Annotated in this window: 9 protein-coding genes; 5 read left to right on the top strand and 4 right to left on the bottom strand. The window is 74.8% G+C overall.

Annotated features, from left to right (window positions below):
• Positions 1-78 precede the first annotated feature (78 nt).
• On the bottom strand, positions 79-675 hold the full coding sequence (locus ACFV4N_RS32450) for a hypothetical protein (RefSeq protein ID WP_499676457.1): 597 nt from the start codon (positions 673-675) through the stop codon (positions 79-81).
• Between the two features lie 245 nt (positions 676-920).
• Between ACFV4N_RS32450 and ACFV4N_RS32445 the strand changes: the two genes are divergently transcribed.
• Together ACFV4N_RS32445 and ACFV4N_RS32440 are read left to right on the top strand one after the other, a co-directional pair.
• The gene (locus ACFV4N_RS32445; RefSeq protein WP_499676456.1) at positions 921-3,185 is read left to right on the top strand and encodes an ATP-binding protein; all 2,265 of its coding nucleotides are present in this window, start codon (positions 921-923) and stop codon (positions 3,183-3,185) included.
• Positions 3,186-3,339: 154 nt separating this feature from the next.
• The gene (locus ACFV4N_RS32440; RefSeq protein WP_499676455.1) at positions 3,340-4,341 is read left to right on the top strand and encodes a pentapeptide repeat-containing protein; all 1,002 of its coding nucleotides are present in this window, start codon (positions 3,340-3,342) and stop codon (positions 4,339-4,341) included.
• Between the two features lie 3 nt (positions 4,342-4,344).
• On the opposite strand, the gene ACFV4N_RS32435 is transcribed toward ACFV4N_RS32440, so the two are convergent.
• Genes ACFV4N_RS32435 through ACFV4N_RS32425 form a run of 3 tightly spaced genes read right to left on the bottom strand, consistent with a single transcriptional unit; the run spans position 4,345 to position 6,470 of the window.
• A complete protein-coding gene (locus tag ACFV4N_RS32435) occupies positions 4,345-4,728 on the bottom strand; it encodes a RidA family protein (protein WP_499676454.1) in 384 nt (127 codons plus the stop codon).
• 12 nt (positions 4,729-4,740) lie between these two features.
• Positions 4,741-5,490, bottom strand: coding sequence for an IclR family transcriptional regulator (locus ACFV4N_RS32430; RefSeq protein ID WP_499676453.1), 750 nt, complete (start codon positions 5,488-5,490; stop codon positions 4,741-4,743).
• On the bottom strand, positions 5,487-6,470 hold the full coding sequence (locus ACFV4N_RS32425) for a sugar kinase (protein WP_499676452.1): 984 nt from the start codon (positions 6,468-6,470) through the stop codon (positions 5,487-5,489). Before ACFV4N_RS32425 ends, ACFV4N_RS32430 begins: the two co-directional genes overlap by 4 nt.
• Before the next feature lie 123 nt (positions 6,471-6,593).
• Between ACFV4N_RS32425 and ACFV4N_RS32420 the strand changes: the two genes are divergently transcribed.
• From ACFV4N_RS32420 to ACFV4N_RS32410, 3 genes are read left to right on the top strand one after another with little or no spacing between them, the layout of a single operon-like run.
• Positions 6,594-7,850, top strand: coding sequence for an amino acid deaminase (locus ACFV4N_RS32420; RefSeq protein ID WP_499676451.1), 1,257 nt, complete (start codon positions 6,594-6,596; stop codon positions 7,848-7,850).
• 24 nt (positions 7,851-7,874) lie between these two features.
• Positions 7,875-9,464 (top strand): N-acyl-D-amino-acid deacylase family protein, encoded by a 1,590-nt coding sequence (locus tag ACFV4N_RS32415; protein WP_499676450.1) that lies wholly within the window; start codon positions 7,875-7,877, stop codon positions 9,462-9,464.
• The gene (locus ACFV4N_RS32410; protein WP_499676449.1) at positions 9,461-10,855 is read left to right on the top strand and encodes a GntP family permease; all 1,395 of its coding nucleotides are present in this window, start codon (positions 9,461-9,463) and stop codon (positions 10,853-10,855) included. The genes ACFV4N_RS32415 and ACFV4N_RS32410 overlap by 4 nt, the downstream gene beginning before the upstream one ends.
• The last annotated feature ends 131 nt before the right edge of the window (positions 10,856-10,986 follow it).

Below are 10,986 nucleotides of genomic sequence, written 5' to 3'. Positions count from 1 at the left end.
GAAGCGGGGGTGACACCGGCTCAGCCGGGGGTGACACCGGCTGAGCCGGCCGCCGGTCCGCCGGTGGCGGGCGGCTGATCAGGGACGGACGCCGCCCGCCCGGAGCAGGCGACCCGCCAGGGCCTCGACGACCTCGGGGTCCTGGCGGCGCCACCCCTGCGCCGGGTCGACCGGGAACGCCGCCAGGTCCGCGGGCGACAGGTCGTTCAACGCGCGCAGGGCCAGCAGGTCGGTCCGGCCCTGGTCGCGCAGCCGCCGCAGCGCCGCCGCCCGCCGGGCGAACCGCAGGCGCAGCGGGAGCCACGTGACCAGCAGGAACGCCACCGGCACGACGATCAGCGAGACGGTGAGCCACAGCGCGCCGGTCTCGACCGCCTCGACCTGGTTGGCGCCCGCGTCGGTCAGCGTGCCGCCGGCGTCGCGACCCCGGTCCAGCGCCTCGCCCAGCCGGCCGCCGACCAGCGGCACGTCGCGCGCGTTGGCCGCGGCCTCGCCGAAGGTGTCGCTCAGGTCCCGGCCGGCGTCCGCCAGCCGGTCGCCCGGCGCGCGCAGCTCGCGGACCGCGTCACCCGCCGCCAGCGCCACCACCACCCAGAACCACACCCACGCCACGGCGACCGCGTCGGCCACCACCTGCCGCGCCAGCCGGGCGGGTTGGTCCGCGTACCACTTCATGCGCAACGTCTTACCAGCCCGGTCCACCCCACCGGCGCGTCCTCCGGTCAGGCACCGCGAGTCCTCCGGTCGGACATCGCGAGTCCTCCGGTCGGGCACCCCCATACCGCCCGGACGGGCGCCGCGACAGGTCGACACGGGCGGACGGGCCAACTGGTTGCCCGGACGTGCTGTTGGCGAGGCCACAGGACGGTGGTGGTCCGCCGGGCGATTAATGTCGTGGTGTGGGGACGACGTTCGGTGACTTGCTGCGAGCGCACAGGTTGCGGGTGAAGCTGACCCAGGAGGAGCTGGCGGAGGGTTCCGGGGTCAGCGTCCGGGCGATCAGCGACATGGAGCGCGGCCGGGCGAAGGGGCCGCAACGCCGCACGGTCGAGGCGCTGGCGGGGGTGCTCGCGTTGTCCGCCACCGAGACGGGCGAGCTGCTCGCCGCGGCCAAGGAGGGCCGCGTGCGCCGGCCGCCGAACGTCGCGCCGTCCGCGCTGCCCCCCGACCTCGCCGACCTGACCGGGCGCGAGGAGGAGCTGGCCGCCCTCGCCGAGGTCGCCGACCAGGCGCGCACCACGTCCCTGGTGGTGGTGCACGGCCCGCCGGGCGCGGGCAAGACGACGCTGGCCGTGCACGCGGCCTACCGGCTCGCGCCGCGCTTCGAGGACGGGTGCTTCTTCTTCAACCTGCGCGGGATGGACGTGCGGCCGCTGCACCCGTCCGAGGTGGTGCACCGGATGCTGCTCGCGCTCGGCGTGGCCGAGAAGCAGGTGCCGGGCAGCGAGGCCGAGCGGTCCGACCTGTACCGGGCGCTGATGCGCGAGCGGTCCACGTTGCTGGTGCTGGACAACGCCTCCGACGAGGCCCAGGTGCGCCCGCTGCTGGCGACCGGCCGCTCCTCGGTGGTGCTGGTGACCTCCCGCCAGGTGCTCGGCGGGCTGGAGGCGGGCAGCCGGCTCGGCCTGGACGTGCTGGACCCGGTGGCGTCGTTCCGGCTGCTCGGCTCGATCGCGGGCCAGGCGCGCGTCGGCGCGGAACCGGTGGCCGCGGCGCGGGTCGCGAAGCTGTGCGGCCACCTGCCGCTGGCGCTGCGCATCGCGGGCAACCGGCTCGCCAGCCGTCCGAAGTGGACGATCGGGCACCTGGCCGGGCAACTGGTGGACGAGCGGCGCAGGCTGTCCGCGCTGACGGCGGGCGACCTGCGGGTGCGCACCGCGTTCGAGATGTCCTACCGGCAGCTCAGCGACAAGGCCGCGGTGCTGTTCCGCAGGCTGTCGCTGGTGCCCGGCGCGGACTTCGGGCCGGACCTGGCCGCGGTGCTGGCCGACGTGGACCGGTTCGCCGCCGAGGACACCCTGGAGGAACTGGTCGACATGAGCCTGCTGGACACCGCCGAGGTGCCCGGCCGGTACGTGTTCCACGACCTGATCCGGGTCTTCGCCGGCGAGCGGCTGGTCGACGAGGAGCCCGCGCCGGTGGTCGGCCAGACCCGGCGGCGGGTGGTGGACTGGCTGCTGGGCACGGCGGCCGCGGCGGCCGGGTTCTTCGGCCCGGACGCGCGGACCACGCCGGCGGGCGCGCTGCGCGACCAGGACGACGCCCACGCCTGGCTCACCGCCGAGGCGGCGAACTGGTTGGGCGCGCTGCGGTGGGCGCGGTCGGCGGGGCTGCACGAGGAGGTGCTGCGGCTGGCCACCGCCATGCACTGGTACTCCGACCAGCGCGGGCGCGCCGAGACGTGGGAGGAGGTGTTCACCGCGGGCGTGGACGCGGCGCGGGAGCTGGGCAGCCTGCGGGACGAGGCCGTGCAGCTGAACTTCCTGACGTGGACGCTGGCCGTGCTGATGCGCCGCTACGACGACGCGCTGGCGCTGCACGACGAGGCGTGGCGCGCCGCGGTGGCCGCGGGCGACCTGCGGGAGCAGGGCTGGGCCGTGCACTACCTGACGGTGTCGCTGCTGCGGTCCGGCAGGCTGGAGGAGGCCCGGGTCTCGGCGCGGCGGGCGCAGGAGCTGTTCCGGCGGGCCGGTTACCCGCTGGGCGAGCACATCTCGCTGTCGTCCCTGGCCCTGGTGCTGCACGAGCTGGAGAGCTACGAGGACGCGGTGCTGGTGCACCGGGAGCTGCTGGGCCGGGTGCGGTCCGGCGAGCTGGACATGGCGCCGGTGATGGCGATCGAGATGGCCGGCACGCTGCTGGTGCGGCAGGCGGACAGCCTGGCGCGGCTCAGCCGCTGGCCCGAGGTGCTGGCGGCGGCGGACGACGCGCTGGGAGCGTCGTCCGCCCCACCAACCCGGTGCGGCGCGCACCACTTGCGCGGCCTCGCCCTGCACCGGCTCGGCGACCCCGCGGCGGCGAGGTCCGAGCTGACCCTCGCGGTCGAGCTGGCCGAGACCCAGCACGACCGGCGGCTCCCGGCGGTGCTCGACGCGCTCGCCGACGTGCACGACGCCCTGGGCGACCCGGCCGCGGCTGGGGAATTTCGCGACCGGGCCGCCGAGGTGCGGTCATCCGATCGGTGATGCGTTCCTCGCCATCGCCGGGTCCTTCCGTGCCGTGCTCTCGGGTGTGCCGCAAGTCAACCGCCCGGCGGCGTGCCGGCACCACGCAGAACAACCGGCAGAAGTACGCGATGTCACCCATTCGAGACGGTGGGGGTGCCGGCACCCTGCTCTCGTGACGAATCCGGACTGGTCCCCCAGGGCGCGGCGCAGAGCGCGGATCTCCCGGCGGAGGCGGTTCGCGCGCCTGGGACTGCTGTCGCTGGCCACCGCGACGTCGATCGTCGCGGTGGTGCCGCTCCTGGCGAAGTCGTTGGCGCTGCTGACGGTCGACCTGGTCCACTTCCTGTCGCCGTCGCCGTGGTTCGGGCGGGACGTCGCGGTGGCCTCGGTGTGGTGCGGGGTCGCGGCCGTGCCGCTGTGGTTGGCGTCGAGGCGCTTCCGGGACCGCCCGCGCGAGCGGTCCACGGGCTGGGTGGGCATGTCGACGGCCGAGCGGGTGTCGACGGTCACGTCGCTGGGCACGGTGGCGGCGCTGGTGTTCGCCGGCGTGTCGTTGCAGGCGACCCGGGACCAGGTGGAGCTGACGGCGCGGGACCGCGTGAGCGACCGGTACGCCGAGGCGGTCGGGCAGCTCGCGTCGGACCGGGTCGAGGTGCGCGTCGGCGGCGCGCTGTCGCTGGAGCGGATCGCGGTGGAGCCCGGCGAGTCCGACCACGTGTTCCACGTGCTCTCGGCGTTCCTGCGGACGCGGTCCGCGGAGGGCCGGTGCGAGCCCGGTGGCGACACGGAGGTGGTGGCGGAGGTGCTCGCCCGGTTGAGCAGGCGGCGGATCGGCGGCACGGCCGACCTGCGGGGCGCCTGCCTGCGCACCACCGGGTGGGAGTCCGCCGACCTGAAGGGCGCGGACCTGCGCGAGGCGGACCTGGGCGGCGCCCGGCTCGTCGGCGCGCGGCTGGTGGAGGCGAAGCTGGCGGGCGCGCAGCTGGCGGAGGCCGAGCTGGCGGGCGCGGACCTGGCCTGGGCGGACCTGAGCGGGGCGAGCCTCGCGGGCGCCGACCTCACCGGGGCCGACCTGCGGCACACCGACCTCACCGGCGCGGTGCTCACCGGGGCGGACCTGAGCGGGGCGAACGTGGAGCACGCGAAGCTGCCCCCGAACGCCCCGCCCCACTGACCGCTAGTCGACCACCGCGAGCGCGTCGATCTCGACCAGCAGCCCCTCGGGCAGCCCCACGTACACCGTGGTGCGCGCCGGGAACGGCTGCTCGGTCACGACCTTGCCGTACGCCTCGTTCATCTCGGCGAAGTGCGCCGTGTCGGTCAGGTAGACCCGCAGCATCACCACGTCCGCGAGGGAGGCGCCGCCCGCCTCCAGCACGGCGACGACGTTGCGCAGCGCCTGCTCGGTCTGCTCCGCCACGGTCGTGCCGACGATCGAGCCGTCGGCCGGGTCGAACGCGACCTGGCCCGCCACCTGGAGGACGTTCCCCTTGCGGACGCCCTGGGAGAAGGCGGCCACCGGGGTGGGCGCCGAGTCGGTCCGGATTTCGGCCTTGGACATGCGTTTCCTCTCTCAGTCGCGCGGCGACCAGCCGCACTCGACAGACGCCGCCCGCGCGGTCGCGAGCAGGTCGGGCAGGTGGCCGAGGAGGCCGTCGAAGTCCAGCAGCACCTTGGGCACGGACATCGACACGGCCGCCACGACCTCGCCGCGCGACCCGCGGACGGGTGCGGCGATGCAGTGGATGAAGTCCTCGTGCTCGGCGTTGTCCACGGCGTAGCCGGCGGCGCGCACGCGCTCCAGCTCGGCCAGGTAGGCGTCGGGCGTGGTGATGGTGTTCGCGGTCAGCGGCACGTAGTCGATGCCGGCGGCGACCTCGCGGCGGCGCGGCTCGGGCAGGTCGGACAGCAGCACCTTGGCCACCGCGGTGCAGTGCAGCGGCGCGCGGCGGCCGATGCGGGAGTACATGCGCATCGGGTGGGTGCTGTCGTACTTGTCGATGTAGATGACCTCACCGTCCTCGTAGGACGCGAGGTGGAGGGTGTAGCCGGTGCGGGCGTTCAGCTCGCGCAGCGCGGGTTCGGCGCTGCGGCGCACGTCCCGCTCCTCCAGCGCCCGGTTCGCCAGGTCGAACAGCGCGGTGCCGAGCCGGTAGTGGTGCACGCCGTCGCGCTGCACGAACCGGTGGGACTCCAGCGTGCGCAGCAGCCTCAGCGCCGTCGACTTGTGGACCTCGATCACGCCGGACAGCTCCTCCAGCGTCTTCGGCCCGGTCGCCAACTGGCCGACCAGGGTCAGCGCCCGGTCCAGGCTCTGGCTCATCGACGTCTCCTCAGGTGTGCGGCGGCCCAGGTGCGCGCGTCCGCGTCCAGCAGCGGCGCGGTCACGCTCGCCGGGAGCGGTTCACCGACATCCTCCCTGGTGAGCAGGGCGGCGGCGGCCTGGAGGTGCCCGGCGCGCAACCGGCGCGCGGGTTCCTCGCCCGCCAGGTGCGCGGCGAGGTACCCGGCGGCGAACGCGTCGCCCGCGCCGACGGGCTCGACCACCTCCACCCGCAGCCCCTCCTGGAACGTCGACGTGCCGCCCTCCACCGCGGTCGCGCCCCGCGCGCCGTGCTTGACCACCAGCGTCGCCGGGTCCGGCAGCAGCGCCCGCAGCTCGTCCGGGTCGCCGGTGCCCCACACGGCCTCCGCCTCGTCGGACCCGACCAGCACGACGTCGGCCGCGTCGGCCAGCTCGCGCAGCACGGACGGGTCCCGGTCGCGCCACAGCGCGGGCCGCCAGTTCAGGTCGAACGACACGAGCGCCGCCCGCGGCCGGGCCAGCACCGCCCGCAGCAGCGCCAGGCAGCTGTCGGACAGCGCCGCGGTGATGCCGGTGACGTGCACCAGCGCCACGTCGTCCAGGTCCAGCCCGGCCAGCACCTCCGGCCCCATCGCGGAGGCCGCCGAACCGCGCCGGTAGTACCGCACGCGGCTGCCCGCCGCGTCGGCCTCCTTGACGTACAGGCCGGTCGGCCGGTCGGGGTCGACCCGCACGGCGGTGACGTCCACGCCGGCGCCGCCCACCGCGTCGAGCACGGCGCCGCCGAACGCGTCGTCGCCGACCGCGCCGACCCACCGGCTGCGCACGCCCAGCCGGGCGAGGTGGACGGCCACGTTGGACTCCGCGCCGCCGATGGCCCGCAGCCACGTGCCCACCGCGCGCGGGGGGCCGGGCTCGGCGGGCACCAGCACCGCCATGGTCTCGCCCAGGCACACCACGCCGCCGGGGCGGTCGCCCCCTGCTGGCTCGAACCGCATCCGCGCTCCTCCTGAAGGTCTGACGGTCACGCTCGATTGACGGGGCGGCGAGCGAATGTTACACACGTCAGCATCACATCGCGCAATAGCCGTTGCAGCACATGCAACGTGAGGAGCGAGCACGTGGACCTCGACGCTGTGGCCGCCATCCGCCGGGAGCGGGTGGACTGGCGGTTCAAGGGCCTGCCCGCCGACGTGTTCGGCGCGACGGTCGGCGAGGTGGCCGACCGCCGCCTCGACCTGTTCGCCGACGGGTTCGTCGGCCCCCTGGTGGTGCTGGACGCCGCCGCGCTGGAGCACAACCTGGTCACCATGGCGAACTGGTGCGCCGAGCGCGGCGTGCTGCTCGCGCCGCACGGCAAGACCACCATGGCCCCGCAGTTGTTCGCGCGCCAGTTGGCGCACGGCGCGTGGGGCATCACCGCGGCCAACACCAGCCAGCTCCGCGTCTACCGGGCGTTCGGGGTGCGGCGGGTGCTGCTGGCCAACCAGCTCGTCGACCCGGCCGGGCTGCGGTGGCTGGCGGGCGAACTGGCGGCGGACCCGGACTTCGAGTTCACCTGCTGGGTGGACTCCGTCGCGGCGGTCGACCGGATGACCGAGGCGCTGGGCGCGCCGGGGCGGCCGGTGGACGTGCTGGTCGAGCTGGGCGCGCCCGGCGGCCGGACCGGCGCCCGCGACCAGGGCACCGCCGTGGCCGTCGCCCGCGCGGTGCGGGCGAGCCCGGCGCTGCGGCTGGCCGGCGTCGGCGGGTACGAGGGCGCGCTGGCGCACGACGCCACGGTCGAGTCGCTGTCCGCCGTGGACATGTACCTGGACGACCTGCGCGCGCTGGCGGTCTCGATCGCCGAGCTGTTCGAAGTGGACGAACCGATCGTCACCGCGGGCGGCAGCGCGTACTTCGACCAGGTGGCCGCGAAGATCACCCGGGAGTGGCCCTTCCCGGTGCGGCCGGTGCTGCGCAGCGGCGCGTACGTCACCCACGACGACGGCTTCTACCGCGGCATCTCGCCGCTGGGCCGCACCCCCGGCGCGGAGCCGTTCCGCAGCGCGCTGCGGGCGTGGGCGCAGATCACCTCTCGACCGCAGGAGGACCTGGCGCTGCTGACGCTGGGCAAGCGCGACGCGTCGTTCGACGAGGGCCTGCCCGAGCCCCAGGTGGTGCGCGGCCGCGACGGGGTCGAGCGGCCCCTCCACGCCGAGGTCACCGCGCTCAACGACCAGCACGCGTTCCTGGCGCTGCACGCCGGCGAGGACGTCGAGGTGGGCGACTGGGTGGGCCTGGGCCTGTCCCACCCGTGCACGGTGTTCGACAAGTGGCAGCTCATCCCGGTGGTCGAGGGCACCACCGTGGTGGACCTGGTGCGCACCTACTTCTAGTTCCTGCTCGGGAAGGGCGGCGGCGTGGACATCGTCTTCAGGGGCGCGCGGGTCGTGGACGGCACCGGCGCGCCCGCCTACCAGGCGGACGTGGGCGTGCGGGACGGGCGGATCGCCGAGATCGGCGCGAACCTCGGCGGGAAGCGGGTGGTCGAGGCCGACGGCCGCGTGCTCGCGCCCGGGTTCATCGACATGCACTCGCACTCCGACATCCAGGTGCTGGCGAAGCCGGAGCACCTGGCCAAGGTCACCCAGGGCGTGACCACGGAGGTCCTCGGCCAGGACGGGCTGTCCTACGCGCCCGTCGACGACGACGTGCTGGCCGCGATGCGCGCCCAGCTCGCCGGGTGGAACGACGACCCGCCCGGGTTCGACTGGGACTGGCGCTCGGTCGGCGAGTACCTCGACCGCCTGGACCGGGGCATCGCGGTCAACGCCGCCTACCTCGTGCCCCAGGGCACGCTGCGGGTGCTGTGCGTGGGGTACGACGACCGGCCCGCCACGCCGGCCGAGCTGGACCGGATGCGCGAGGTGCTGGCGACGTCGTTGCGCGAGGGCGCGATGGGCATGTCCTCCGGCCTGACCTACACGCCCGGCATGTACGCCGACGCCGCGGAGCTGACCGAGCTGTGCCGGGTCGTGGGCGAGCTGGGCGGCTTCTACAGCCCGCACCACCGCAGCTACGGCGCGGGCGCGCTGGAGGCGTACGCGGAGATGGTGCGCGTGTCCCGGGACTCCGGCTGCCCGCTGCACCTGGCCCACGCCACGATGAACTTCGAGGTCAACCGGGGCCGGGCGGGCGAGCTGCTGGCGCTGCTGGACGAGGCGGCCGCGGCCGGCGCGGACATCACCCTGGACACCTACCCGTACCTGCCGGGCGCGACCTACCTGTCCGCGCTGCTGCCCAGCTGGGCGGGCGAGGGCGGCCCGGGGGCCACGCTGGCGCGCCTCGGCGACCCGGCGACCCGGGAGCGGATCCGCGCGGAGATCGAGGAGACCGGCTCCGACGGCTGCCACGGCGTGCCGGTGGACTGGGACGCGATCGAGGTCAACGGCGTGCGGCGGGCGGAGAACGCGCACCTGGTCGGCCTGTCCGTGGCCGAGTCGGCGCGCCGCGCCGGGAGGCCGCCCGCCGAGCTGTACTTCGACGTGTTGGTCTCCGAGCGCCTGGGTACCTCGTGCCTCATGCACGTGGGTCACGAGGACAACGTCCGGGCGATCATGCGGCATCCCGGGCACACCGGCGGCAGCGACGGGCTGCTGGTCGGCGACCGCCCGCACCCCCGCGCCTGGGGCACCTTCCCCCGCTACCTCGGCCGGTACGTGCGCGAGCTGGGCGTGCTCGGCCTGGAGGAGTGCGTGCACCACCTGACCGGGCGGGCCGCGCGCCGGCTGCGGCTGGCCGACCGGGGCCTGGTGCGCGAGGGCCACGCCGCCGACCTCGTGCTGTTCGACCCGGACACCGTCGCCGACACGGCGACCTTCGACGAGCCCCGGCAGGCCGCCGCGGGCATCACCCACGTCGTCGTCAACGGGGTTCCCGTGGTCGACGAGGGCGGGCGCACCGACGCCCTGCCCGGCAGGTCCCTGCGAAACCCCCGGAGCCACGCGTGATCGACTGGTTGCAGCACTCGACGGGAGGGCTGCTGACGCTGTCCGCGCTCAGCATCGCCCTCCTGCTGGCGATGATCATCAGGTGGAAGGTCGAGCCCTTCATCGCCCTGATCATCGCCGGCCTGCTGGTGGCGCTGGCCGCCGGCGTGCCGGTGGAGACCCTGGTCGGGTCGGCGCAGAAGGCGTCGGAATCCTTGCTGGAGAAGGGTTTCGGCGGCATCCTCGGGCACGTCGCGGCGATCATCGGCCTCGGCACGCTGCTGGGCGCGGTGCTGGAGGCGTCCGGCGGGGCCGAGGTGCTGACCCGGTCGCTGCTGCGCGCGTTCGGCGAGAAGCGGGCGCCGCTGGCGATGGGCCTGGCCGGCCTGATCTTCGGCGTGCCCGTGTTCTTCGACATCGGCATCTTCGTGCTCGCGCCGCTGGTGTACGTGGCCGCCAAGCGCAGCGGCCGGTCGATCGTGCTCTACGCGATGCCGCTGCTGGCGGGCCTGTCGGTGATGCACGCGTTCATGCCGCCGCACCCCGGGCCGGTCGCCGCGGCGGGCATGCTGGGCGTCGAGCTGGGCTGGATCATCATCATGGCGCTGGCCGTGGCGATCCCGTCGTGGCTCGTGGGCGGCGTGCTGTTCTCGGCGTGGATGGGCAAGCGGCTGCACGTGCCGGTGCCCGAGGAGATGCTGGCCGCCGCCGAGGAGGCGCGCGGGGAGCAGGCCAAGGGCGAGCCGCCGCTGGGGCTGGTGCTGGGCATCATCGCGGTGCCGCTGGTGCTGATCCTGGCGGGCACGTTCGGCAGCATCCTGCTGGCCAAGGGTTCCGTGCTGTACGGCGTGTTCACGTTCTTCGGCACGCCCGCCGTGGCGCTGACCATCGCGGTGCTGCTGGCGTTCTGGCTGCTCGGCTTCCGCCGCGGCATGACGCGCGAGCAGGTCACCGAGCTGTCCGGCGCGTCGCTGCGGCCGGTGGCGATGATCCTGCTGGTGGTCGGCGCGGGCGGGTTCTTCGGCGCGGTGCTCGCCGCGACCGGCGTGGGCAAGGTGCTGGCCACGTCGCTGTCCGACCTGGGGCTGCCGGTGATCGCGCTGGCGTACGTGATCAGCTGCGGCCTGCGGATCGCGCAGGGCTCGGCGACCGTGGCGATCGTGACCACGACCGGCATCGTGGTGCCCGTGGTGGAGGGGCTGGGCTACTCGCAGCCGCAACTGGCGCTGGTGGTCATGGCCATCGCGTCGGGCTCGATCATCGCCTCCCACGTCAACGACGGCGGGTTCTGGATCGTGTCCCGGTACTTCGGCCTGTCGGTGAAGGAGACGCTCCAGACGTGGACCGTGCTGGAGACGATCCTGTCGGTGGTGGGCTTCGTGGTGGCCGCGCTGCTCAGCCTGGTGGTGTGACGGCCGGGGCGCCCCGCACGGCGGTCGGGGCGCCCCGTCCCGGTCCTCAGCCCCCGATACTCAGCCCCCGGGCCTCAGCCACCGGTCCGCAGCCACCGGGCCGGCCGCCCTACGGCGCGGCCGCGGACCCC

It is taken from the genome of Actinosynnema sp. NPDC059797, assembly GCF_042732085.1.
Lineage (GTDB): Bacteria > Actinomycetota > Actinomycetes > Mycobacteriales > Pseudonocardiaceae > Actinosynnema.
The sequence above is the reverse complement of the archived record's forward strand: the minus strand, read 5'-3'. Positions and strand labels throughout refer to the sequence as shown.

Bases quoted from the DNA above. Each gene is read 5' to 3' on its own strand.
- ACFV4N_RS32425 (WP_499676452.1), bottom strand. From the start codon at position 6,470: ATGCGGTTCGAGCCAGCAGGGGGCGACCGCCCCGGCGGCGTGGTGTGC.
- ACFV4N_RS32435 (WP_499676454.1), bottom strand. From the start codon at position 4,728: ATGTCCAAGGCCGAAATCCGGACCGACTCGGCGCCCACCCCGGTGGCC.
- ACFV4N_RS32450 (WP_499676457.1), bottom strand. From the start codon at position 675: ATGAAGTGGTACGCGGACCAACCCGCCCGGCTGGCGCGGCAGGTGGTG.
- ACFV4N_RS32430 (WP_499676453.1), bottom strand. From the start codon at position 5,490: ATGAGCCAGAGCCTGGACCGGGCGCTGACCCTGGTCGGCCAGTTGGCG.